Raw genomic sequence first — 25,417 nt, 5'->3', positions numbered from 1 at the left:
GAAGGTTGAAGCAATGGCAAACATCATCGACATGAAAAAGCAGATGAAGCTCTTCTCGGGGTCGGTGAATCGCGAGCTTGCCGAGCAGATCGCCAACGAGCTCAAGATGGACCTCGGCAACGTGAAGCTCGAGAAGTTCGCGAATGGCGAAATCTACGCGCGCTACCTGGAAAGCGTACGCGGTTGCGACGTCTTCATCGTGCAGAGCGTGGCAGGCGAGCACATCAACGACGCGCTCATGGAACTGCTCATCATGATTGACGCGGCAAAGCGCGCCAGCGCCCGCACCATTTCCGCTGTAATCACGCACTACGGTTACGCCCGCCAGGAGCGCAAGGCTGCCCCGCGCGAGCCCATTACCGCACGTCTGGTTGCCGACATGCTGGAAGCCGCTGGTGCCACGAACATGATTTCGGTCGACCTGCACCAGAACGCCATCCAGGGCTTCTTCGAGATTCCCGTGAACCACATGACGGCCATGGGCATCTTCGTCGACTACTTTAAGAACAAGGGCTGGAATCCCGACGAGGTGTGCGTCGTTTCCCCCGACGTGGGCCGTGCGAAGGCTGCCAAGAAGTTCCAGACCAAGCTCGACAGCAGCATCGCCATCATGCACAAGGATCGCCCGCGCCACAACCAGAGCGAGATCACGGCGCTCATCGGCGACGTTACCGACAAGATCTGCATCATCAACGACGACATGATCGACACGGCTGGTTCGCTGGTTGCCGCTGCCGACACGCTGAAGGCGAAGGGCGCCCGCGCGGTATACGCTTGCGCTACGCATGGCCTGTTCAGCGGCCCTGCATACGAGCGCATTGCGAACTCCTGCATCGAGGAAGTCGTGGTTACGAACGCCGTGCCCGTTCCGCTCGAGCGCCAGAACGGCAAGATCAAGGTTCTCTCGGTGGCGCCTCTGTTCGCCAAGACGATCAAGAACGTGTTCGAATACGGCAGCGTAGCCGCTCTGTTCGAATAGCGCTTCCCTGCATAGCCGGTTTTTGCGGAGCGTCCCTTTGGGGCGCTCCGTTTTTCTTGGGCGGACCGTTCGCTAGCTTATCAGGCTATTTGTGACTTGGTGAGTTATAATCGGATGCATTAACGGCGAACACGAATGGGGGAGATAGCCGTGGCAGGGTCTAGCATCGAAAAACTGTATGGCAAGAAGAAGTGCCAGGCGGCTTTTGCGCAGGGCATTCCGGCGAAGAAGCTCATCGATCAGCTCTCCGAAATGGTCGAAGACGAGGATTGCTTCGCTCAGGTGTTCAACGATGTCAGTTCCCAGTTGCGTAACTTTGAAGACTACGCCGGCCTGGAGGAATGGGCTCAGAAGATCGCTGCCTACAACGATTTGCGCAAGAAGGACGCCCAGGTGCGCCTGCGTACGGCGGCCGATGCCTACGCCCTTATCGAGTACGAGCGCGCCGCTCGCGTGATGGCGCAGGGCACCTCCTACAACCCCGACGGCTCCATGGCCGAAATCGTCGATGCGGCCGCAGGCAAGGTACAGGGGAGCACGTCGGAAATCGGTACGACCGAAGGCGGCATCGACCTGCAGTTTGTCTTCGACGAGGCCACGGCCCCGCGCGCTGCCGCCGTGCTGTACGCGTACCTGTGGAACCCCGATTCCCTGAAGATGCTCGAGGGCTCGTTCTGCTCGTGCACGCTGAACACCATCGACGCCCTGCTCGAACTGGGCGCCGAAGATGGTGCTGCCAAGCAGCTTGCCCTGCTCACGTACCTCTCGCATACCATCGGCAACTTCATGCCGGGCACGAATGCGGGTGGCAAGGGCCAGTTCAATGCCATGCGCGCTGAGCAAGAGCGCGTGCAGGGCTATTGGGACCTTACGCTCATGTGCATCAAGGCCTGGTATTCCAACATGCAGAACCCGCTTGGCTTCCCGTTGAAGAGCGGCGAGGCATGGTGGAAGAGCTTTGGCGATTGGAATGGCTTCATCGACGCCAATTACCTGCAGGATTACGTTACGGTTGGCGAAGACGGCATCTATCAGGTTGTCCCGTTCTACGACGGCCACAGCCTAAACGATCCCACGCCGCGCGGCCCCCAGGTTGCGAAATGCATTCAAGCAATGAATGTGCGGATTATCGCGCGCGGTCTTCGCATGCGCTATGCTCTTTCCCAGAGAAACGCGAAGAACGACGATTTGAGCCTGTTCTTCAATTCGCAGAAGAAGTAGGAGATTCATGTATTTGGTGGTTGGCCTGGGGAATCCTGGCGAAGAGTACGAGCATACGCGACACAATGCGGGCTTCGACACCGTCGATTGCCTTGCCAGTTCGGCAGGGGCCCGCTATTGGAAGACGGAATGTGGCGCACTCACCGCGAAAGGTTCCCTTGTGGGCGAAGACGTCCTGTTCGCCAAGCCCCAAAGCTACATGAACACATCGGGTGGCCCCGTGAAGCAGCTGTGCGCTGCCCATGGCGTGAAGCCCGATCACGTCATCGTCATTCATGACGACCTCGACATCGAGCCTGGCCGCATTCGCGTGAAGTTCGGTGGCGGGCATGCGGGCCACAATGGCCTGCGCTCCATTTGCGACAAGCTTGGCACGCGCGATTGGTACCGCGTTCGCTGCGGCATCGGTCGCCCGCCCGGACGCATGGCCGTGGCCGATTACGTGCTCTCGCGTCCTCGCAAGCAGGCGGAAGATGAGTTCCGCGCAAGCGTGGAAACGGCGGCCCAGGCAGTTCCCTTCCTCATTGCGAATGGCCTGGAAAAGACGCAGCAGGAATTCAACTAGGTTCTTTCGGGGCGGAAGCGAAGCGGTTCGTTTTCGCCTCGCTTCTTTTGCTTCGGGCCCTCGCGCGTGGCAATGCCGCCCGCTTTGTGGGAAAATGGATGCGAAACACGGTTACGCAGTTAGGTATACGCACATGACGGCTCGATTTTGCATTCGCGCGGCCGACGAGGCCGCGGTCTCGGTATTGCAACGCACGCTTGATATCCCGCGGTTCATGGCACGTTCCATGGTTGCCCGCGGCATTTCAACGCCCCAGCAGGCTACCGATTTCCTTTCCCCTTCGCTTGGGCGCGATTGGGCTAATCCCTACGTCATTCCCGGCATGAAGGAAGTGGCTGACGGCATGGAATCGGCCTTGCGCACGCATCGTCGCATTCTGGTGTTTGGCGACTTCGACCTCGATGGCGTTTCCGCCACGGCCGTGCTCACGCGTGGCCTGCGCGCGCTGGGCGGCGATATCGTTCCGTTCATTCCGCGTCGCAGTGACGAGGGCTACGGTCTTACCGACGCCGCCATCGATCGCTTCATGCAGTTCCGCCCCGACGTGGTCATTACCGTCGACTGCGGCATCGCATGCCGCGAGGAAGTGAAGACGCTTCAGCATCGTGGGGTAGAGGTGTTCATCACCGACCATCACGAGCCCGCCGACCTGGTTCCCGTGGACGTGCCGGTGTGCGACCCGAAGATCGACGATTCATGCGGCCAGAGCATGCTGGCGGGCGTGGGCGTTGCCCTGAAGCTCGTGCAGGTGCTGGGCGCTCGCTTTGGGCAGCCGCATCTGTGGCGCGAGTATACCGACCTCGCCACGCTGGGAACGGTGGCCGACCTGGTTCCGCTCGTGCGCGACAATCGCGCCCTGGTGGCCGATGGCGTGTCGCGCATGAACGAGGCGCCGCGCCCCTCCATCGCCGCCTTGCTGGCGTGCGCGGGTGCGCTCGAATCCCCCGTTGCCTCCACGTCGCTGTCGTTCAGCATCATTCCCCGCCTGAATGCGGCGGGGCGCATGGGCGATGCCGCCGCTGCGCTCGACCTGCTCTTGGAAGATGATTTCGACAAGGCAAGCCAGCTGGCGTCGGCCCTCGAAGGCATCAACGACCAGCGTCGCGCCATCGAGCTCGAGCTCACGGAAATCGCCACGTTGCAGGCGCAGGAGTCCTACCATGGCCAGCGCGCCCTGGTGGTTGCCGGCAAGGGGTGGCACGAGGGCGTGAAGGGCATCGTGGCTAGCCGCCTGGTGCGCTCGTATGGCGTTCCCGTCATCTTGTTCACTATCGACGACGATGGCGTTGCCCGCGGAAGCGGCCGTAGCGTGGGCCAGGTCAACCTGTTCAAAGCCGTGGAAAGCACGGCCGATATCCTTACGCGCTTTGGTGGCCACGAGGCTGCGGTGGGCGTCACGCTTCCCGCGGATAGCCTAGACGCATTCTCCGAGCGCTTGTGCGCGTACATGGATTCGCTTCCCGAAGATAACTTCCATCCGCGCATCGACATCGATGCTTGCGTCGACTTGGACGAGCTCACGTTGGAAAACGTCGAGAAGATGCAGCTCATGGCTCCCTTTGGCCAGGAAAACCGTCAGCCTCGATTGCTTGCGCGCAGCGTGTCGCTTGCTCGCACGCGTGCGGTGGGCGCCGACAAGAACCACTTGTCCACCATGCTCACCGACGGTCGCAATTCCTGCGCGGGCATCATGTTCCATTGTCCGAACATTCCGCAGCTCATGCATTGCGGATGCGTGGTCAACGCCGCGTTCGAGGTGCAAATCGACACATGGCGTGGGCGCCGTTCCGTGAAGGCCATGCTCTCGTCCATTTCCCCTGTGGAAACGTGCCGCGCGCTCGAGGCGTGCATCAGCCCCGATCACCGTAGCTATATGGACGGCCTGTTCGCCATCGACGAGGAAAGCGACGCATTCGGCGCCGCCCCGGAAGACGATGCCGAAGCCGACCAGATGGAAGCCGAGCGCGAGCGTAATCGCCAGACGTGGGAGGAACTCGCCCAGAACGACCCCGATGCCCTGCGCAAGGCCATCGTCGAATCGTTCATCGGCGAAGGCCACGATTTGTTCGACTCGCAGCGTCAGGTGCTCGATGCCCTGAAGAGCGGCAAGTCCACCATGGCCGTCATGGCCACAGGTCGCGGCAAGTCGCTCGTGTTTCAGGTGCACGCCGCCATGTGCGCCCTGGTGAGCCATAAGGCCAGTTTGTTCGTGTATCCGCTGCGCGCGCTCATTGCCGACCAGGCGTATCATATGCGCCAGGCGCTGCAGCCGTTCGGCGTGAGTGCCGAAGTGCTCACGGGCGAATCGGCGCCCGAAGAGCGTGAGCAGATCTTCAAGGGGCTGGCGGATGGCTCGGTCGACCTGGTGCTTACCACGCCCGAGTTCCTGTCCTTTCATGCCGATGAGTTCGCCCAGAGCGATCGCATCGGCTTCGTGGTGGTCGACGAGGCGCATCACGTGGGCCTGGCGAAGGCGGGCAATCGCGATGCGTATGCGCACCTCGATGAGGCCATTCGGAAGATGGGCGACCCCGTGGTGCTTGCGCTTACCGCAACGGCGCCCGAAAGCGTGGCCGCCGACATCAATCGCGTGCTGAACGTGAGCGAGCATGTGTTCGATCGCACGGAACGCGAGAACCTCCATTTCGACGACCAGCGTAACATCAAGTTCCGCGACCCCTACGTGGCGAACCTCATCGCCACGGGCGAGAAGACGGTCGTGTACGTCAATTCGCGCCAGCAGTCGGTGGCGCTTGCCCGAACGCTGCGGAAGCTCGTGCCCAGCATGGCGCCGTTCATTGGCTTCTACAACGCGGGGCTTTCCCGTTCCGACCGCATGCACGTCGAGGAGATGTTCCGTACGGGCGCCCTTTCGGTGCTCATTTCCACGTCGGCATTCGGCGAGGGCGTGAACATTCCCAACATCCGCCATGTGGTCCTGTACCACATGCCCTTTAACGAGGTCGAGTTCAACCAGATGAGCGGCCGTGCGGGCCGCGATGGCAACGAGGCCTGGGTGCACGCGCTCTTTGGCGCGGCCGACGCCAGTATCAACGAGCAGATTCTGGGCGATGCCACGCCTAGCCACGACACGCTGGGTGCGTTTTACCGCGTGCTGAAGCGCATGGGCGACGCACATGGCGAGTCCTTCTTCCAGATTTCGGATGCGCAGCTGGCCGACGAGGTCGCTGCGTTCGATCCGCGCGTCTGCGTTTCCGCGGCGTCGGCTTCGTGTGCCATCGCGGTATTCCGCGAACTGGGCCTCATCGAAACCGACAGCGCTGCCGAAGCGGGATACCAGCGCTCGATTCGCATTGTTCCGGCCGATGGCAAGGTCGAGCTCACCGATAGCGTGCGCTATCGTGAGGGCCTCGACGAAATCGGCATCTTCCGTTCTTTCTGCGAGTGGGTCATGAAGAGCAGCGTCGCCGTGTTGCGGCAGCGCATTGCGCGGCCCATTCTTCCCGACGAGAAAAGCCAGGGGTAGCGTATGATCGAAGCAACCAACAGCAACGATAGCCAGAGGGACGTTCCCGAGGGGGAGCGCCTTCTGGGCGAGGCGCGCGAGCCCAATGGCGGCGCTGCCCGCTTTACCGATGGCTCCGATGCTCTTATCGGCCGCTCTCGTGCCTGCGAGCTTTCCATTGGTGATACGGTGGGCCTTGCCGACCCGGCCCTTGTCACCGAGAATCGCACCCCGGAAGAGCGTTTCGCATATTTGCAGGAAACCACGCGTTCGTACCTTTCGCAGGAAGACGAAGACCTGCTCGAGCGTGCGTTCCTGTTCGCTCGCGATGCCCATGCGGGGCAGTGCCGCAAGAGCGGCGAGCCCTTCGTGTCGCATCCGGTGGAAGTGGCTATCGTGTTGGGCGATTTGCGCATGGACGTGGAAACCATCGCCGCGGCCCTGCTGCACGACGTAGTGGAAGACACCGAAGTCACGAAGGAAGACCTTGCCGAGGCCTTCAACGAGCCCATTGCCGAGTTGGTCGATGGCGTTACGAAGATCACGCGCATCGAGGTCGAGAACCTTTCCGACGAGCAGGCTCAGACCATCCGCAAGATGTTCGTGGCCATGAACAAGGACATTCGCGTCATCGTGATCAAGCTGGCCGACCGCCTGCATAACATGCGCACCCTTTCCGCCCTGCGCGAAGACCGACGCATTTTCAAGGCGCGCGAGACGCTGGAAATCTATGCGCCCATCGCGCACCGCATGGGCATCAGCCAGATCAAGTGGGAGCTCGAGGACCTGGCGTTTTTCTACCTCGAACCCAACAAGTACAAGCAGATCTCGCGCATGGTGGCGGAAAGCCGCGTGGAACGCGAGGAGTATCTGGGCAATGTCATCGACATCCTGCGTGACGAAATGGACAAGGTGCATATCAACTGCTCGGTTATGGGGCGCCCGAAGCACCTGTATTCCATCTATCGCAAGATGACCACGCGCGGCAAGGGCTTCTCGGAAATCTACGACCTCATCGCCGTGCGCATTATCGTCGACACGGTAGCGCAATGCTATTCTGCCCTGGGTGCGGTCCACAGCCTGTGGCACCCCATGCCCGGGCGCTTCAAGGACTACATTGCCATGCCGAAGTTCAACATGTACCAAAGCCTGCATACCACGGTCATCGGCCCGGCGGGTCGTCCGCTGGAAGTGCAGATCCGCACCGTCGAAATGCATCGCATGAGCGAATACGGCGTTGCCGCCCACTGGCGCTACAAGGAAGGTTCCAGCAGGGGAGACGCCAACTTCGACCAGCAGCTTGCCTGGCTGCGCCAGATGGTCGACTGGCAGGGCGAGATGCAGGACTCCCGCGAGTTCCTGAAGTCGCTGAAGGTCGACCTGGCCCCCAGCGAGGTGTTCGTGTTCACACCCCAGGGTGATGCCATGCAGCTGCGTGCGGGTTCCACGCCCGTCGACTTCGCGTATGCCGTCCACACCGAAGTGGGTAACCATTGCGTGGGCGCGAAGGTGAATGGCTCCATCGTGCCGCTTTCCTACGAGCTGCAGATGGGCGACCGCGTGGAGGTGCTTACGCAGAAGAGCGCCGGTCCCTCGCGCGACTGGATCGACCTGGTGAAGACGCCGCGTGCGCGCAGCAAGATCCGTGCGTACTTCACGCGCGCCTCCCGCAGCACCGACGTGCAAGAAGGCCACGAGCGCCTCACGCGCGAAATGCGCAAGCACGGCCTGGGCATTTCCAGTACCAATGGCGTGCGCGCCCTGAAGGCCGTGGCCGCCCAGATGGGCTTCAACGACACCGACGACATGCTCGTTGCCGTGGGCACGGGCAAGGAAAGCACGCAGGGCATTGCGAACCGCCTGCTGAAGATTCTCGCCGACAAGGGCAGCGAAGAGCTGGACGAGAAGACTCTGGGGAAGTCCGATTCCTCCACGGGCAAGCTACCGCCCATGCTCACCTCGGTGCGCCATCCGAAGACCAAGAAGCAGTCGAAGCCCAGCAACGGCATCATCGTGAAGGGCCTCGACGGCGTGCTCGTGCGCCTGTCCCGCTGCTGCAATCCCGTTCCCGGCGACGATATCGTGGGCTTCATCACGCGTGGCCGTGGCGTGTCGGTGCATAGGCGCGATTGCCCCAATGCCACCAGCCTCATGGAGCATCCCGAGCGCATCATCGACGTGGAATGGGAAAACTCGCCCCATGGCAACACCACGTACAAGGTCGAAGTGCACATCGACGCCCTCGATCGCATGAACCTGCTGCGCGACGTGGTTGCCGTGCTTTCCGAAGCGGGGGCCAACGTGCTTACGTCGTCCACGGCTTCGCATCGTGACAGCATGGTGGAAATGCGCTTCCTGTTCCAGGTGGGCAGCGTTTCTTCCATCGAGCGCATTCTCACGAAGCTGAAGGCCGTCGAAGGTGTGTTCGACGCGCATCGTATGATGCCGAAATAGGTTGCGCGCAAGCGCATGGAGGGAAGCTCATGTCGTTTAGCTACCACAAGGGAAACGAATCGTACGCAGTGAAGGGCGGATGCATTGACGTTCGCTACGTGGTGTTGGGTCCCATTGCGAACAACACGTACCTCATCGACGATGGGGAAGGGGGCGTGATCGTGGTCGATCCCTCGGCCAAGCCCCAGGTCATACTCAATGCCTGCAAGGGCTCGAAGATCTCGGCGTACTTCGTCACGCACTGCCATTGGGATCACGTGGGCGCACTGGCTGCCCTGGTGGAACAGGCCCCCGCTCCGGTGTACTGCGGTCGCATCGACGCGCCCCTAGTGGAGCGCGGGCAGCGTGCCTACGGCATGGAAATCGCCGGCTGCCCCGTGAGCAATCGCCTGGAGGATGGCGAATCGTTCCAGGTGGGCGGCATTACGTGGAGGGCCATCCTCACGCCGGGCCATACGCCGGGTGGCATCTGCTATCTGGCTACGCATGGCACGCATCCGGGCGCTCCCGTGCTGCTTTCGGGCGATACGCTGTTCTGCGGAAGCATTGGCCGCACCGATTTCGAGGGCGGCAGCATGAAGTCCATGCGCTCCTCGTTGCGCAAGCTCGGCAAGCTTTCCGACAAGACGATCGTGCTTCCTGGCCACAATGACGTAACGTCCATCGGGAACGAGCGTCACCGCGTGATCGAGGCCTTCTAGAACGCATTCCCATTTTTAAGCCAGTTTTAAGCGGGTAGTGGGATGCTGTCCCATAAAATGCCTGGTATTAACGTGATGGCGGCAAAAGCAAATACGTTACAATGTGAACCTGCTTGTGAATATTGCCAGAGGAGAAGTGGATGGCGCGCAAACAGAAATACGATTACTTCAAGGCGTTTGAGAGACAGGCAGACCTTGCCTTGCAGGAAGCCGATCTGCTCATCGACGTAATCGAGAACTTCACCACGGCCGAAGCGGTGCGTGAGGTCATTCCGAAAGCTCATGAAATCGAGCATCGTGCTGACGAAATCAACCACGAAACGTACATGGCCATCGCCAAGTCGTTCATCACGCCCATCGACCGCGATGACATCCTTGCCATCGCGGGTGCGCTCGACGACGTCATCGATGACATCGAGGACATCATCAACCTGTTCTACATGATGGACGTGCACTTCATGCACAAGGACATCATTGGCGTGGCACATCTGCTTCGCAAGAGCTGCGAAGCCCTGAAGCTCGCCATGAGCGAATTCCCCGACTTCCGCAAGTCCGCGGCGTTTTCGCAGGCCATCATCTCGGTTAATGATTTCGAGGAACAGGCCGATGAGCTGCACGAGAAGCTCATGCACAATCTGTTCACCGTCGATGCGGAAAACCCCATGCGCGTGGTCGTATGGAGCCGCATCTTCCTGAAGCTGGAAAACTGCTGCGACGGCTGCGAGCACGTGGCCGACGTGCTCTCCACGGTGCTGCTGAAGAACGTATAGGCGCGTCTGAAAAAACGCTAGCGAAGGTGAAGCCGCTCCCGCCACGTGGGGCGGCTTTCTTGTGCCTGCTTGCGGCGCTGTGCCTCGTCGGCGAGGTTCTCGGGCGTGCGGCGCTTGTAGCGAATGGTGCGCACGGGCTGCGCCACCACGTCGGATACCGTTTGCGTGAGATCGTGCGCGGGAGTGGTATGCCAGCCGAACGCCATGGATCCAAAGCGGATGCCCATGATGAGCAGCAGGCAGATGATGGGCGACCACTCGTCGAGGATGTGGAAGCTCTTCATGACGGCGAAGATGGCGGTGCCCACCAGCGCGGCGGTGCCGTAGAGCGAGCCGGGGCGGAAGGCGTTGATCTGCTTGTTCATCATGATGTCGCGCATGACGCCGCCGCCAATGGAAACCACGGTGCCCAGCACCACGGCGGGCACGATGCCCAGGCCGGCGGAAAGGCCCTTGCCCGCGCTGATGATGGCCCACATGCCCACGGACAGACCATCGACGATGTCGATGACGGGGTTCAGGTAGGTGGTCAGGCGCCCGAAGTAGAACACGATGAACGCCGTGATGACGCAGGCGATGATGAGCTCGGGGCGCTGGAATGCGTAGATGCCGTAATCTTGCAGCAGGATATCGCGCAGAATGCCGCCGAACAGGCCCATGATGATCGCGATGATCATGGTGCCGAAGAGGTCGTACTGGGCTCGCGACGCGCTCATGGAACCCGAGATGGCGCCTGTGATGGTGGCGAGCATTTCGAACCAGAATGGAATGGCGAGCACGACTTCGAGCACTGAAACCCCCTTTGCATACGTAACATCGTGCTGCCATCATACCCGCACGGCGTGCACGTGCACCAGCTTGCCATCAAATCGCGAAGTACCTTCACGACGACTGGTTACGGCTTGTTTGTGCACTTTAGTCTGAAAAAGTGCCGCAGTCTGCAGACGGGTCCTTCGATGCTGGTATGATGTGGGTCGTCGAAGGTCGATCAGAAAGAACCAGATGGCTTTAATCGTAGCTAAATTCGGAGGCACTTCGGTTGCCTCTCCCGAGCGCATCAAAATGGTGGCGCGCCGTCTCATTGCCATGAAACAGGCTGGTAACGACGTTGTTGCCGTGGTGTCCGCCATGGGCAAGACCACCGACGAACTCGTCGGGCTGGCCTCGTCGCTTTCCAGCAACCCCCCTGCGCGCGAAATGGACCGCCTGCTTTCTACGGGCGAACAGGTTTCCATGACGCTTCTGGCCATGGCCATCGAAACGCTGGGCTATCGCGCCATGAGCTTTTCGGGCCGCCAGGCGGGCATCGAAACCAATACCGAGCACGCCAAGGCGAAGATTCGCCTGGTGCATGCCGACCGCATCAAGAGCGCCATCGAGTCGGGCATCATTCCGGTAGTCGCCGGCTTCCAGGGCATCGACCAGAACGGCGATATCACCACGCTTGGTCGTGGCGGAAGCGACACCACCGCGGTTGCCGTTGCCTATGGCATTGGCGCCGATATGTGCGAAATCTATTCCGACGTCGACGGCATCTATACCGCCGACCCGCGCGTCGCTCCGCGTGCCAGCAAGCTCGATGTCATCAGTTACGAGGACATGCTCGAGCTTTCCAGCGCCGGTTCCGGCGTGCTTCAGAGCCGCGCGGTGGAATTCGCGCGCAAGTACCAAGTTGTCATTCATTCCCGCTCGGCGTTTTCCGATGCGCCGGGCACGTTGGTCAAGGAGGCCGATCCTATGATGGAACAGGCGGTCATTACGGGTATCGCCCATGACACGTCCGAGGTGAAGGTAACCATCCGCGATGCGGACGACACGCCCGGCATTGCCGCCAAGGTGTTTTCCTCGTTGGCCACGAATAACGTCAACGTCGACATGATCATCCAGAACGTTTCCGAAGACGGCCATACCGACATGACGTTCACCTGCCCCGAAGCCGACTTGCCGCGCGCTCGTTCCGTTGTGGAGCGCCTGCTGCCGAAGATTGGCGCGCGCGAGTACCTGGTCGACGAGAGCATCGCGAAGGTCTCCATTGTGGGCACGGGCATGAAGTCCAGCCCCGGCGTTGCCGCAAAGGCGTTCACCACGCTCGCGGAAAACAACGTGAACATCGAGCTTATCTCCACGAGCCCCATTCGCCTTTCCGTGGTTGTGAATGCCGAGCAGGTAGAGCTTGCCGTGCGTTGCCTGCATACCGCGTTCGGCCTCGATGCCGATAGCGTGTTCGAGGAGACCATGCTTTCCGCCGAGGAGATTGCGGCCAAGAAGAACAAGGGTCGCTAGGTCCCTTTTCAGAATTGCACGATAGGTTACGAAGGAGCGAATGTACATGGCGTGGACCAAAGAGATGCCGGCTAATCCCGTAGTTGCCGTTTGCGGCGCAACCGGCGCAGTGGGGCAGGAATTCCTGAAAGTCCTTCATGATGTCAATTTCCCCGCTTCCGAGGTGCGTGCCTTGGCAAGCGCCCGTTCCGCGGGCAAGGAAGTTCCCTTCGAGGGTTGCGGCCTGCAGAAGCCGGGAAACCTGGTCGTGCAGGAAATGACCCCGGAAAGCTTCCAGGGCGTCGACATCGCGCTGTTCTCCGCGGGTGCCAGCGTGTCGAAGCAGCTGCGCGAAGCCGTGGTTGCTGCCGGTGCCGTTATGATCGATAACTCCAGCGCTTTCCGCATGGACGAAGACGTGCCCCTGGTGGTTCCCGAGGTCAATCCTGAAGACGTGGCCTGGCACAATGGCGTCATCGCGAACCCGAATTGCTCCACCATCGAGATGGTTGTTGCCCTGAAGCCCCTCGCCGGAATCGCTCCCATCAAGCGCGTGGTGGTTTCCACCTACCAGGCTGCCAGCGGCGCGGGCATGCCCGCCATGCTCGAGGTGCAGGAGCAGACGCGCCAGTACCTAGCCAACGAGCCCATGAAGGCCGAGGCATTTGCCCATCCCTTGGCGTTCAATTGCATTCCGCGCATCGACGTCATGCTCGAAGATGGTTCCACCAAGGAAGAGTGGAAGATGGTCGTGGAAACGAAGAAGATCATGCATGCCCCGGAAGTGGGCGTAAGCGCTACGTGCGTGCGCGTGCCCGTCATTCGCTGCCACGGCGAATCGCTGAACGTCGAGTTCGAGGCTCCCGTTTCGGTGCAGGCTGCCTATGATGCCTGGAAGGCCGCTCCCATGATCGAGGTCATGGACGACCCCGCGCAGGACGTGTACCCCATGCCTGGCAAGCTTGCCGGCACCGATCCGGTGTATGTGGGTCGTGTGCGCGAAGACGCCTCCGTGGAAAACGGTCTGAATTTCTGGCTCGTCATGGATCAGATTCGCAAGGGTGCTGCGCTCAACGCCGTTCAGATCGCCCAGCTGCTCCTGCCCTAGGCGCGTTTTTCGTAGATTTGCTCTAGCCCTGCCGTCCCCACGGCGGGGCTTTTCGCTTTCTTGCTCCCTTTATGTGCCCAAACTTGGAAAACCCCGCCAAATAGCTGGGCAAAGAGCGGTAGAATTGAAACATAACGAGTGCTATAGCGTTTTGGCGAGAATGGGGCAAGCCAAGCGACACCTCACCCGCCGACTTCAATAAGAGGGAGGACCGCCGATGATGGAAAAGAAAGCACATCTTCCTGGGGGGATCGACGTATCCGGGCTCGTGAGTCCGGAAGCTCAGGCACGCATGGCGGCACGCTGCCCGTACATGCAGAATCGCGAATTGTCATGGCTCACGTTCAATGAGCGCGTTCTCGACCAGGGCGCCGACGAAACGGTGCCGTTGCTCGAACGCCTGCAGTTCGTTTCCATCTTCTGGAGCAACTTGCAAGAGTTCTTCATGGTGCGCGTTGGCAGCCTTACCGATCTGTCGCTCCTGAAAAAGGAAATCATCGACACCAAATCGAACATGACGCCTAGCGAGCAGCTCGACGCCATCTATGCGCGTTGTCACGAGCTGTATCCGCAGCAAGAGCGCATCTACAACGAGGTCCAAAGCCAGCTGGCCGAAGCTGGCGTGCGTCATCTCTCGTACGCCCAGCTCGACGACGACCAGCGTGCCTACGTTACCGATTGGCTGAAGACGAACGTCTCGCCCTTCCTAAGCCCGCAGATCATCAACGCGCGTCATCCGTTCCCGCATTTGGAGAACGGCGCGCTCTACATCGTCGTGCGCCTGGTGGAATCTTCCACGAAGAAGAAGTCCGACATGACGAAAGAAGAGCGTCGCGCTCTGAAAGAGCAGCGTAAGAAGGTGAAGAACCAGGGTGCCGAAGGCGTTACGCTGGGCATCATACCGCTTCCCGCGAAGTCCCCGCGCCTCATCAAGGTGCCGGGCGAGGGCGTGAACTACGTGCTGCTGGAAGATGCCATCGAGGCAAACGTGGCCGATGTGTTCTCCATGTACACGGTGAAGCACACCAACATTATCTGCGTAACGCGCAATGCCGACCTCGATGCCACCGAAGGCGCCGACGAACGCGAAGAAGACTATCGCGAGCACATGAAGAAGATTCTGAAGCGCCGTGGTCGCTTGGCCCCGGTGCGCCTGGAAAGCAAGCGCAAGCTGTCTTCCACGGTGGGCGAGTTCCTCATGTCTCGTCTTGGCCTGAAGCCGCATCAGTGCTTCGTTACCAGCGTCCCGTTGAACATGGGGTTTGTGTTCGGTCTGCCGGGTATGGTCGATGACGTAACGAGGTCCCAGCTTACCAGCGTTCCCTTCACGCCGTGCTGGCCGGGGCAGTTCAAGCGCTCGCGTCGCATCATCGAACAGGTGCAGGAACGCGACGTGCTGCTCTCGTATCCGTACGAGAGCATGGATCCCTTCGTGCAGCTGCTGCGCGAAGCCGCTGCCGACCCCGACGTAGTGTCCATCAAGATCACGCTGTATCGTTTGGCAAGCCAGTCGCACTTGGCGGAGGCGCTCATTTCCGCTGCGGAAGTGGGCAAGGAGGTTACGGCACTGTTCGAGCTGCGTGCCCGTTTCGACGAGAGCAACAACATCGAATGGTCGCAGCGTTTCGAGGAAGCGGGCTGCAACGTCATCTACGGCTTCCACGACTACAAGGTGCATAGCAAGATTTGCTGCATCACGCGTCAGACGGCCGACGGCCTGCAGCACATCACCCAGCTGGGCACGGGCAACTACAACGAGAAGACGGCTAAGCTTTATACCGACTTCAGCTACATTACGGTAGACCCGCGCATCGGCCGTGATGCCGTGGAATTCTTCCGCAACATGGGCCTGGAAAACGCGTCGCGTAACTACGAGACGCTCTGGGTTGCCCCGTTGCAGATCAAGCAGAACATCATCGATGGAATCGACGAGCAGATCGAACTCGCGCGTGCGGGGCAGAAATGCGGTTTGTTCTTCAAGACGAATTCCATCACCGATAAGCAGGTAATCGAAAAGATCGCCGAAGCCAGCCAGGCAGGCGTGCCCGTTACGCTGCTGGTGCGTGGCATTAGCTGCCTGGTCCCGCAGGTGCCCAACCTCACCGACAACGTGCGTGTGGTTTCCATCGTGGGTCGTCTGCTCGAGCATAGCCGCATCTACGGGTTCGGCCCGCGTGAGAACATGCGCATTTACCTTTCCAGCGCCGACCTCATGACGCGCAACATGGACAAGCGCGTGGAAATCGCCTGGCCCGTGGAGGACGAGGAATGCCGCCGACGTGTGTTCGCCTTTATCGACGCCTGCATGCACGACAATATGAAACTGCGTGAGCTGCGCGCCGACGGCACGTACACGCCGTTGCGTGCCTTCCTGGGCGAAGGCGATACGCCGTATAACGCCCATGAGGCGCTTATTCAGGCTGCTGCTGCGGAATCGAAGGCCGCTCACGAGGAAGAGCTTTCGGGCAAGACGGCGTTCGAGAAGCTCAGCATGCAAGCGCAGGAATCGCGCCGTGCGCAGGTTCGCGCACGTCAGGCCAGCAATCTCGAGGAAATCTATCGCGAGGCGCTCAACCACGAGGTCGTCAGCGAAAACGATGCGTCGCTCGAACCGTACGTGAAGGCTGCCGTTCAGGCGGTTTCGGCCATCGAGGGCGTCGACGCGGCAACCATGGTGCCTGCGGTCGCTGCGGCCATTGCCGCCGCCATGCCAGCGGCGCAGGCTGCTAACGATGCGGGTCAGAAGAGTCCCGACGATAAGGAACCCGACACGGAAGCGTCGGAGTAGCTCGAGTAGCAAGGGTGGGGCGCCGCTAACTGTGGCGCCTCGTTAGTTTGAAACGCGCTTACATATGCGCGGAGGGAGTGCAGTCATGCTGGAAAAGATCGACTTCAACGTTGCACCCATTACGAAAGAAGAGTACAAGCCCGTTCACGACGAACTGATCAAGAGGCTTGTCGTGCTACAGCAAGAGGCTCACAACAAGGGAATTGGCCTGGTCGTGCTGTTCGAGGGTTGGAATGGCGCGGGCAAGGGCGGTCGCATTTCCGATTTGCTGTACTATCTCGACGCGCGCGCCACGAACGTGTGCGTTACCGAAAGCTTCGACCCGAAGGAGGCCAAGCGCTTCCGCAAGAAGGGTTACGATTCCACGGGCTTCTTTCCCCTGATGCAGGAGTTCTGGAGGGAGCTGGGGCCGCGTGGCAACATGACGTTTTACGACCGTGGTTGGTATGCCAAGGGGATGGAGCATCTGTCGGGTCATGCGCACGGGTCCATGCGCAATCTGGGGAAGGCGATCAGCGACGAACAGCTGATGCGCTATGCCGAAACCACCAAGGCGTTCGAGCGCCAGCTGGTCAACGACGGCTACATCGTGGTGAAGTTTTTCCTGCATATTAGCAAGAAGACCCAGCGTCGCCGCCTGCGCGCGCTTGCCTCGAACAAGGCGACGGCCTGGCGCGTGGACGACAGCGAGCTCGAAGCCACGAAGCACTACGACGACGTCTATCAGTTCTTCGATAGGATGCTTCCGCTCACCAATTACGATTTCGCACCTTGGGTGGTGCTGAACGGGGAGGACAAGCGACGTGCGAACCTGGGCATCGTGCGCACGCTGGTGAACGCGCTCGATGAGGCGGTCCATTCCGCGCCCGATCCCGAAGCAGCCGCTGCTGCCGCGAAGGCCGCGGCGAACTCGGCGGGCGGCAATGCCCAGGCCCAGGTCGACGAACGCAAGCGTACCCCCGAGCAGCAGGCGGAGGTTCGCGCTGCTAACGAGGCGCAGGCCCAGGCCCAATCGGCGTTGGCGCCCGCTTCGTCGCGCTTCGCCATCGTGAGCGATCATCCCACCCTGAAGGGCGTTGACTATCATCTGCGCTTGGAGCCCGAACAGTATCGCACTCAGCTGAAGCAGGAGCAGAAGCGCCTGTACAACCTCGAGCTGGAAATGTACCAGAAGCGCGTGCCGCTTATCCTCATGTATGAGGGGCAAGATGCCGCTGGCAAGGGTGGTTCCATCAAGCGCGTAGCGCAGGCGCTCGACGCCCGCGCGTACACGATTTTCCCCAGCCCGGCGCCCACCAAGCCCGAGCTCATGCATCCGTTCTTGTGGCGCTACTGGACGCGTCTGCCCAAAGCGGGTCATGTGGGCATTTACGACCGCAGCTGGTATGGCCGCGTACTTGTGGAGCGCGTGGAAGGGTTCGCTTCGCCTGCGGAATGGGCGCGCGCGTACGATGAAATCAACGAATTCGAGCTTGACCTCACCAAATGGGGAGCTATCTTGCTTAAGTTCTGGGTCGAAATCGACCGCGAAGAGCAGATGAGGCGCTTCCAGGCCCGTGCCGACGATCCGAACAAACAATGGAAGATCACCGAGGAAGATTGGCGCAATCGCGACAAGTATCCCCAGTATCGCGAGGCCGTGGAAGACATGTTCAGGCTTACGTCTACCGAATTCGCCCCGTGGATCATTCTGGAGAGTAATGACAAGCGGTATGCCCGCGTGAAGGCGTTGCGCATCATCAACGATGCGCTTGAAGCGCGTCTGCACTAGGCCGTGGTCGGGAGGTTCGAAGTGAGTGAGCAGGTAAACGAGGACAATCAGAGCAAGAAGCGCAAGCGCGCTATCTGGCGCGTTGTGTTCTGGATTGCGCTCGTCGTGTTCGTGGTGGCGGCTGGTGCGCTTGCCTACATCATGTGGGGCTACTGGTCGGCTAGCAAGACCTACGACGACATTGCGTCGAATGCGTTCAAGGCCGAAAGCCAGGACGTCTCGGAGCTTTCGAAGCTCACCGTCGATTGGGATTACCTGCGTTCGGTGAATCCCGATGTCGTGGCGTGGGTCTACATTCCCGACACCGAAGTGAACTATCCCGTGGTGCAGGGTAGCGACAACGAGGAATACCTGCACAAGGACTTTGGCGAGGGCGAGGGCTTTGCCGCGCGTGGCGGCACGATCTTCCTGGATGTAGCCGACAAGAACGATATGTCCAGCCAGAACAACGTGCTCTATGGGCATCACATGCGCGATGGCTCGATGTTCGCCGTGCTTTCCGATAGCTACATCGACCAGGACTTCTTCGATGCGCACCGCACCATTTACGTGCTCACGCCCACCAGGAACTACAAGTGCAGCGCCTTCTCGCTCGTGCTCACCGACGGGTGGGACGCCATCGTGGAAACCGACTTCACCACGGCCGATGGATGCGCCCAGTACGTGCAGGACAAGATAGAGCGAAGCGTGGTGGAGCCCACGGGTGGCTTCCCCAGTGCTACCAGCGTTACGAAACTATTCTCGTTTTCCACGTGTGACTACCAGGAAACCAATGGTCGTGCTGTATTGTTTTCGCAAGTAGTCGAAACTGCCGTTCCAAATGCGGATAATAGCGGTAGTGAAACCAATCAAGACGCAGCGGCCATACAGAACGCTGCGAAGGAGGGTGCATGAGTATAAGCGTCATGCCGGGCGAGCGTCCGGACAGGCTTGAGGAGGCCTGCGCGGTTTTCGGTGTGTTTGCCCCCGGTGAAGACGTAGCGCGTCTTACCTGCTTTGGCCTGCAGGCCCTGCAGCATCGCGGCCAGGAAAGCGCTGGCATCGCGGTGGGCGATGGCGAAACGGTCATGGTGTACAAAGATCTTGGCCTAGTCACTCAGGTATTCAATGAAAATGCCCTGTCGGCGTTGCGTGGAAACGTGGCCGTGGGGCATTGTCGTTATGCCACGGCGGGTGGCGGTGGTTGGGAATGCTCCCAGCCCCATATTTCCGCCATTGACGACGTGCTCATCGCGCTGGCCCACAATGGCACGCTCGTGAACACGGGCGCCGTGCGCGCTCGTCTGGTGGGCGATGGCATCGACCTTCGCTCCAACACCGACAGCGAGGTTGCGGCAAAGGTCATCGGCCAGGAAACGAAGCGCACGCACCATCTGCGCGACGGCATTCGCTCCATGATGCAGATTCTGGAAGGCGCATACGCCATGGTGGTGGCAACGCCCGTGTCGCTGTATGCCTTCCGCGATCCGAACGGCATTCGCCCGCTGTGCATTGGCAAGCTTGCCAATGGCGGTTGGGTGGTCGCCAGCGAAACGTGCGGCCTCGACATCGTGGGCGCCGAATACGTGCGCGACGTCGAGCCGGGCGAAATCGTTCGCTTCTCCGCCGATGGCATGCATAGCGAGCAGGGCGTTCCTGCGGGCAAGCGCGCCTCGTGCATCTTCGAATACGTATACTTCGCGCGCCCCGACAGCGTTCTCGATGGTCAGGGCGTATACCAGTCGCGTCGCGACATGGGTCGCATCTTGGCTCAGGAAGCTCCCGTCGAGGCCGATTTGGTCATGGGCGTTCCCGACTCGGGCCTTCCCGCCGCCAGCGGCTATGCTGCGGAAAGCGGCATCCCTTACGCCGACGGCATCGTGAAGAACCGCTACGTGGGCAGGTCGTTCATTCAGCCTACCCAGGCTATGCGTCAGAATGCCATTCGCATCAAGCTCAATCCGCTGCCCAGCGTCATTGCCGGCAAGCGCCTTATCGTCATCGACGATAGCATCGTACGTGGTAACACCAGCAAGAAGCTTGTGGCCATGCTCAAGGAAGCCGGGGCCGCCGAGGTTCATTTGCGCATTGTATCTCCCGAGGTCATGTGGCCTTGCTTCTATGGCATCGATACCGACACGCAAGACCAGCTCATCGCCGCAAATATGACGAACGAGCAGATGTGCGAGTTCATCGGATGCGACTCCCTGGCGTTTATTTCGCTTCAGGGCCTGCATAGCGCCATTCATGCGAACCACCCTGGGTTCTGCGATGCCTGCTTCTCGGGCGACTACGTCACCGACATCCCCGCGCCCCTTCAGGAGAAGGGCTTTTTCGAGAAAAATCGCCGCAAGTTCAGTTCTATCAGTTAGGAGCTTACACGTATGACGGAACGAATCACCGTGAGCGCCGCCCACGCCGATGATGCCCCCGCAATGCCCAGCTGGGTTGCCGAAGACACGGTCACGTACGCTCAGGCGGGCGTCGATACGGCCGAGGGCGCTCGTGCGGTCGACGCCATCAAGGAAGCCGTGCATGGCACCTATCGCCCTGAAGTCGTGGGCGACATTGGTGGCTTCGGCGGCCTGTTCTCCATTGCTGCGGCGAAGGACATGGAAGATCCCCTGCTGGTTTCCGGCACCGACGGCGTAGGCACTAAGCTCCAGGTGGCTAAGCTGGCCGAAAAGCATGATACGGTGGGTATCGACCTGGTGGCCATGTGCGTGAACGATATTCTTGCCACGGGTGCGGAACCCCTGTTCTTCCTGGACTACATCGCCATTGGCAAGCTGAAGAGCGAAGCCGTGGCCGAAGTGGTTAGCGGCATTGCCGAAGGCTGCAAGCAGGCCGGATGCGCCCTTATTGGTGGCGAGATGGCCGAGCATCCGGGCGTTATGGATCCCGACGAATACGACCTTTCCGGCTTCTGCGTAGGCGTGGTCGATCGTCCGAAGATGCTCGACCCCGAGCACGTAAAGGTGGGCGATGTGCTGCTGGGCCTGGCCTCCAGCGGTCTGCACTCCAACGGCTATTCGCTGGCCCGCAAGGTCTGCATCGAAGGCCGCACGCACTACGAGGTGCGTCTGTCGCGCCCCAGCCTGGGCGGCAAGAGCGTGCAGGATGCCATGCTGGCTCCCACGCGCATTTACGTGAAGCAGGTTCGCGCTGCCGTGGAGGCAAATCCCGGCGCCGTGCATGCGCTGGCCCACATCACGGGTGGCGGCATCACCGAGAACCTGAATCGTGCTCTTCCCGGCAACGTCGACGCCCTGGTGAAGGTGGGCACGTGGGATATGGAGCCTATCATCCCGTTCGTGTGCCGTGCCGCGAAGCTCGACGAGACCGAAGCACTCAAGACGTTCAACATGGGTCTGGGCATGGTGCTCATCGTCGAGGCCGACCAGGCCGACGCCGTGAAGGCGTCGCTGGAAGCCGCCGGCGAGCGCGTCTTCCGCGTGGGTGAAATCGTGGAAGGCACGGGCGTCGTGCAGTACGAAAACAAGGAAGCCCTGTTCCCCGAGCTGCCTTCCGATGAAGAGCAGCCCTCTGCGCCGGGCGCGCCTTCCCCCGAAGAGCGCACCAGCCAGCGCGATACGTTCTACGAAGAGGAAGATGGGGAATAGCCATGTCCGAACCCCTGAAGATTGGCGTTCTCATTAGCGGAAGCGGTACGAATCTGCAGGCAATCATCGACGAGATTGCTGCTGGCCGCCTGAACGTGCAGGTCGTGAAGGTTATTTCCTCGCGTCCCGATGCGTATGGCCTGAAGCGTGCCGCCGAGGCCGGCATTCCCACGGTGTCGCTGAATCGCGACGTGTACGCCGACCGTGCTGTCGCCGATTCGCTCATCGTTTCGGAATTCCGCAACGCAGGGGCCGAATACGTGGTCATGGCTGGCTATATGCGCATGCTTGGTCCTATCGTGCTCGACGCATTCCCCGACCGCGTGTTGAACTTGCATCCCGCATTGCTGCCCAGCTTCAAGGGCGCGCATGCCATCCAGGATGCGTTCGACGCGGGCGTGAAGGTTACGGGTGTTACGGTTCATTTCGCGAATGCGGAATACGACAAGGGTCCCATCATCGCTCAGCGTGCCGTCCCTGTGCGTGAAAACGATACGGTCGACACTTTGGAAGAGCGCATTCACGAAGTGGAGCATGAGCTGTATCCCTGGGTGCTTGCGCATCTGGCCGCAGGCGATATTACGGTTGCCGAAGACCGCAAGGTGCATATCGCGAACGCGTAGGCGCTTCGCTTCTCGCATCGCTTCGGGCGGTGGGGCATGGCCATTCGGCTACGCCCTGCCGCCTTTTTCTTTTCGTGCTTGACGTGGCGTCGGGAATGTTTATCCTTCAACAGGAATAGTAATTCTGCGAGGAGGTACGTTATGCGTGAAGAGGCGTTGCTGCAGATTATCGATGCGTTGCAAGCGGGCAGGGTGCCGCAGCTTGGCGTGGAGGACTTTCCGTGCTTTGGCGCGCAGGCCACTCAGGGCAATCCCCATATTGCGCCGCAGACTGCCCAGGACATTGCCCAGGGGCTTACCGCGGCCGACGTTCCCACGTTCGAGCGCGCGCTTGCCGCCATGCGTGAGGGAGAGCTTGCCTGGCTTGGCTTCAAGGTGGTCTACGATGGCGCTGCCGCCCAGGCGAACACCGACAACAACGTGACGAAGAAGTACGGCGAAGTGGGTTCCGCCACGGCGCGGAGCGGCGTGTTCTTCTGCAGCGATGCGAAGGAGATCGTGGCTTCGTGGGAGTATTCGCCGCGCGATACCTTCCAGATGAAGGACGTCACGCGTGGCCCTTCCATGCATACCGAGCAGTTCGAGGGCCTTACCTGGTGTTCCGTGCCCCTGTTCGGCAGCGTGCGCGTATGGCTGCTGGGCGCGAGCGACGTGGCTTCGGAAGTGGCCGCGCTTGCCGACCATGTGGGCTTTCAGGTCACGGTCGTCGACGACGATGCCGCCTACCTGAACGAGGAGCGCTTTCCGCTTGCCCAGCGCATCCTGGTTGGTGACTTCAGCGAGCTCGATGGCATCGATGCTGCGCCCTCCGATTACGTGTGCGTGCTCACGCGCGGCCATATGCATGACCCCGAAGGTTGTCTGTGGGCTACGCGCCACAACGCGCATTACGTGGGCATGATGGGTTGCGCCGGCAAGAACAATACCGTGTACGAGCTGTGTGTCCAGAACGGCATGACCGATGCCCAGTGGGAGAGCGTCAAGCGTCCCATCGGCTTGAAGTTCGGCGCGAAGACGCCGGCCGAGCTGGCTATTGCCATCGTGGCGGAGCTCGTGGACGTGCGCTATCGCGAGCGCTACAGCGAAGAGGCGCGCGAGAAGCACGAGGCAAGCCTGGGCCGCTAGGCAGGGCATTTACGTGCATGAAAAAGGCCGCTCCGATGAGCGGCCTTTCTGTTGCGCTTGGGCGCTTGATCCTAGTGGTGGAACAGGCGCATGCCGGTGAAGCACATGACCATGTCGTACTTATCGGCCGTTTCGATGACGTTGTCGTCGCGGATGGAGCCACCGGGCTCGGCCACGTAGCGCACGCCGCTCTTGCGGGCGCGCTCGATGTTGTCGCCGAAGGGGAAGAAGGCGTCGCTGCCTACGCTCACACCGTCGAGCTTGGCAATCCATTCGGCCTTTTCCTCGGCGGTGAGCACTTCGGGCTTCACCTTGAACGTTTGCTGCCAGGTGCCTTCGGCCAGCACGTCCATGTATTCGTCGGACGTGTACACGTCGATGGCGTTGTCGCGCGCGGGGCGCTTGATACCGTCGACGAACTGCAGGCCCAGTACCTTCGGATGCTGGCGCATCCACCAGTTGTTGGCCTTGTCGCCCGCCAGGCGCGTGCAGTGGATGCGGCTCTGTTGGCCAGCGCCCACGCCAATGGTCATGCCGTCCTTTACGTAGCACACCGAATTGCTCTGGGTGTACTTCAGCGTGATGAGCGACAGGATGAGGTCGTTCTTGGCCTCGCGGGAGAGGTCCTTGTTCTTCGTGACAATGTTGTCGAGCAGTTCGTCGTTGATCTTGAAGAAGTTGTGTCCCTGCTCGAACGTGATGCCGAAGACGTCCTTGTATTCCTGGGTGGCGGGCACGTACGTGGGGTCAATCTTCACGACGTTGTAGCTGCCCTTGCGCTTGGTGCGCAGGATTTCCAGTGCTTCGGGCGTGAAGTCGGGGGCGATGATACCGTCGGAGACCTCGCCCTTCAGGAAGGCGGCTGTGGCGGCGTCGCACGTGGTGCTCAGCGCGGCCCAGTCGCCGTACGAGCACAGGCGGTCGGCACCGCGAGCGCGGATGTATGCGCAGGCGGCGGGGGTGAGCTCGGCATCTTCGTCTACGAAGTAGATCTTCTTTTCCAGGTCGGTGAGCTCGGTGCCTAGCGCCACGCCAGCGGGGGACACGTGCTTGAAGCTTGCTGCGGCGGGCAGCCCCGTGGCCTCGGAGAGCTCCTTCACGAGCTGCCAGGAGTTCAGGGCGTCCAGGAAGTTAATGTAGCCGGGGCGGCCGTTCAGCACCTCGATGGGCAGGTCGCTGCCGTCGCGCATGAAGATGCGCGCGGGCTTCTGGTTCGGATTACAACCGTACTTGAGTTCGCATTCCTGCATGACGTGTTCCTTCCCTTAGTCGCCCAGGTTCTTGTTGAAGATGGTCACGTCGCCGTGCACGTTGGCGTACAGCGATACCTTGTTGTCGGCGTTCAGCGCGTTCCACACCTCTTCGGGGGTGGGCAGGTCGATTTCGATGGGCTCGCCGGCGAACGTGGGCAGCGGGTTGCCGTCGCCCTGGTAGGTGCTGATGAAGTAGCCCTTGCCTTCGCTGGCGCCTTCGTAGGCGAAGAACTCGCGCAGGCAACGGCCGCTCTTGTGCTTCAGGATGGACATCTCGAAGGTGCCGTTGTCGTACATGATGGCGGAGATGCGCGGCGTGTAATTCGGCTCGTCGGGCTCGTACTCGCGCGTGGCCAGGGCGGCGCGGAAGTCGCCGGCATTGGCGATGGTGTCGGTCTGGTCGCCGTTGGTAACGACGAGCGCACCGTCAATCTTGCGGACGGGGTGGTAGATGATCAGGCTGGGGTCGGTGAGCTTCGCCGGGTCGTGCGCTTCGGTGCGGATGCCGTCTTCGGTGACGGTGAAAACTCGGTTGCGCGAGTTCTCGCTGCGTCCCATGATGAAGTAGTAGACGACGTCGTTGCCAACGACGATGCCGCGCCCCGGATAAGGGTTGCTCTTCAGGAGTTCGGTCAAAGATGCCATAGCTGCCTTCCGTCCGTGTGTGGGCTGATTGCAGCAAGTATAGCCCGAGCGTGATGCCATACGTGCCCGTGTGGGCGCGTATGC

Annotated in this window: 19 protein-coding genes; 16 read left to right on the top strand and 3 right to left on the bottom strand. The window is 60.8% G+C overall.

Translation table 11 applies throughout. The features are described 5' to 3' along the window. Positions 1 to 22 precede the first annotated feature (22 nt). The 7 genes from E7002_RS02655 (at position 23) to E7002_RS02625 (ending at position 10,156) form a co-directional block, all read left to right on the top strand. Positions 23 to 979, top strand: a complete 957-nt coding sequence (locus E7002_RS02655; RefSeq protein ID WP_369692491.1) for a ribose-phosphate diphosphokinase — start codon at positions 23 to 25, stop codon at positions 977 to 979. A 150-nt stretch (positions 980 to 1,129) separates the two neighbouring features. Next, positions 1,130 to 2,200, top strand: a complete 1,071-nt coding sequence (locus tag E7002_RS02650) for a hypothetical protein (RefSeq protein ID WP_303727365.1) — start codon at positions 1,130 to 1,132, stop codon at positions 2,198 to 2,200. Positions 2,201 to 2,207: 7 nt separating this feature from the next. Further along, positions 2,208 to 2,765 (top strand): aminoacyl-tRNA hydrolase, encoded by a 558-nt coding sequence (gene pth / locus E7002_RS02645; protein ID WP_303727364.1) that lies wholly within the window; start codon positions 2,208 to 2,210, stop codon positions 2,763 to 2,765. Between the two features lie 133 nt (positions 2,766 to 2,898). Further along, positions 2,899 to 6,252 (top strand): single-stranded-DNA-specific exonuclease RecJ, encoded by a 3,354-nt coding sequence (gene recJ / locus E7002_RS02640; RefSeq protein ID WP_303727363.1) that lies wholly within the window; start codon positions 2,899 to 2,901, stop codon positions 6,250 to 6,252. A gap of 3 nt (positions 6,253 to 6,255) precedes the next feature. Continuing rightward, entirely contained in the window at positions 6,256 to 8,685 is a 2,430-nt protein-coding gene (locus E7002_RS02635) for a bifunctional (p)ppGpp synthetase/guanosine-3',5'-bis(diphosphate) 3'-pyrophosphohydrolase (protein ID WP_303727362.1), read from the top strand. Between the two features lie 29 nt (positions 8,686 to 8,714). Next, the gene (locus E7002_RS02630) at positions 8,715 to 9,386 is read left to right on the top strand and encodes an MBL fold metallo-hydrolase (protein ID WP_303727361.1); all 672 of its coding nucleotides are present in this window, start codon (positions 8,715 to 8,717) and stop codon (positions 9,384 to 9,386) included. Positions 9,387 to 9,526: 140 nt separating this feature from the next. After that, complete coding sequence (locus tag E7002_RS02625; protein ID WP_303727360.1) at positions 9,527 to 10,156, top strand: DUF47 domain-containing protein; 630 nt, start codon at positions 9,527 to 9,529, stop codon at positions 10,154 to 10,156. 17 nt (positions 10,157 to 10,173) lie between these two features. On the opposite strand, the gene E7002_RS02620 is transcribed toward E7002_RS02625, so the two are convergent. Then, the gene (locus E7002_RS02620; RefSeq protein WP_066660870.1) at positions 10,174 to 10,947 is read right to left on the bottom strand and encodes a trimeric intracellular cation channel family protein; all 774 of its coding nucleotides are present in this window, start codon (positions 10,945 to 10,947) and stop codon (positions 10,174 to 10,176) included. A 211-nt stretch (positions 10,948 to 11,158) separates the two neighbouring features. Here E7002_RS02620 and E7002_RS02615 point away from each other — a divergent pair, with 211 nt between their 5' ends. The 9 genes from E7002_RS02615 (at position 11,159) to E7002_RS02575 (ending at position 23,435) form a co-directional block, all read left to right on the top strand. Then, positions 11,159 to 12,439 (top strand): aspartate kinase, encoded by a 1,281-nt coding sequence (locus E7002_RS02615; RefSeq protein ID WP_066660873.1) that lies wholly within the window; start codon positions 11,159 to 11,161, stop codon positions 12,437 to 12,439. 46 nt (positions 12,440 to 12,485) lie between these two features. Then, entirely contained in the window at positions 12,486 to 13,526 is a 1,041-nt protein-coding gene (locus tag E7002_RS02610; RefSeq protein WP_303727359.1) for an aspartate-semialdehyde dehydrogenase, read from the top strand. A gap of 292 nt (positions 13,527 to 13,818) precedes the next feature. Beyond that, the gene (ppk1, locus tag E7002_RS02605; RefSeq protein ID WP_303727437.1) at positions 13,819 to 16,314 is read left to right on the top strand and encodes a polyphosphate kinase 1; all 2,496 of its coding nucleotides are present in this window, start codon (positions 13,819 to 13,821) and stop codon (positions 16,312 to 16,314) included. Positions 16,315 to 16,399: 85 nt separating this feature from the next. Next, positions 16,400 to 18,085: a polyphosphate--AMP phosphotransferase gene (locus E7002_RS02600; RefSeq protein ID WP_303727358.1), complete on the top strand. Its 1,686-nt coding sequence runs from the start codon at positions 16,400 to 16,402 to the stop codon at positions 18,083 to 18,085. Positions 18,086 to 18,106: 21 nt separating this feature from the next. After that, positions 18,107 to 18,979 (top strand): class B sortase, encoded by an 873-nt coding sequence (gene srtB / locus E7002_RS02595; protein ID WP_303727357.1) that lies wholly within the window; start codon positions 18,107 to 18,109, stop codon positions 18,977 to 18,979. Further along, a complete protein-coding gene (purF, locus tag E7002_RS02590; protein WP_303727356.1) occupies positions 18,976 to 20,436 on the top strand; it encodes an amidophosphoribosyltransferase in 1,461 nt (486 codons plus the stop codon). The genes srtB and purF overlap by 4 nt, the downstream gene beginning before the upstream one ends. Before the next feature lie 12 nt (positions 20,437 to 20,448). Further along, complete coding sequence (purM, locus tag E7002_RS02585; protein WP_303727355.1) at positions 20,449 to 21,687, top strand: phosphoribosylformylglycinamidine cyclo-ligase; 1,239 nt, start codon at positions 20,449 to 20,451, stop codon at positions 21,685 to 21,687. A gap of 2 nt (positions 21,688 to 21,689) precedes the next feature. Continuing rightward, a complete protein-coding gene (gene purN, locus E7002_RS02580) occupies positions 21,690 to 22,310 on the top strand; it encodes a phosphoribosylglycinamide formyltransferase (RefSeq protein WP_303727354.1) in 621 nt (206 codons plus the stop codon). Positions 22,311 to 22,451: 141 nt separating this feature from the next. Then, positions 22,452 to 23,435 (top strand): XdhC family protein, encoded by a 984-nt coding sequence (locus E7002_RS02575; RefSeq protein ID WP_303727353.1) that lies wholly within the window; start codon positions 22,452 to 22,454, stop codon positions 23,433 to 23,435. 71 nt (positions 23,436 to 23,506) lie between these two features. Here E7002_RS02575 and E7002_RS02570 read toward each other — a convergent pair whose 3' ends face one another. After that, the gene (locus E7002_RS02570) at positions 23,507 to 24,685 is read right to left on the bottom strand and encodes a phosphoribosylaminoimidazolecarboxamide formyltransferase (protein ID WP_303727352.1); all 1,179 of its coding nucleotides are present in this window, start codon (positions 24,683 to 24,685) and stop codon (positions 23,507 to 23,509) included. A gap of 15 nt (positions 24,686 to 24,700) precedes the next feature. Next, a complete protein-coding gene (locus E7002_RS02565; RefSeq protein WP_303727351.1) occupies positions 24,701 to 25,333 on the bottom strand; it encodes an IMP cyclohydrolase in 633 nt (210 codons plus the stop codon). Between the last annotated feature and the right edge of the window lie 84 nt (positions 25,334 to 25,417).

The organism is Denitrobacterium detoxificans (assembly GCF_015062615.1).
Taxonomy (GTDB): Bacteria; Actinomycetota; Coriobacteriia; order Coriobacteriales; family Eggerthellaceae; genus Denitrobacterium; species Denitrobacterium detoxificans_A.
The sequence above is the reverse complement of the archived record's forward strand: the minus strand, read 5'-3'. Positions and strand labels throughout refer to the sequence as shown.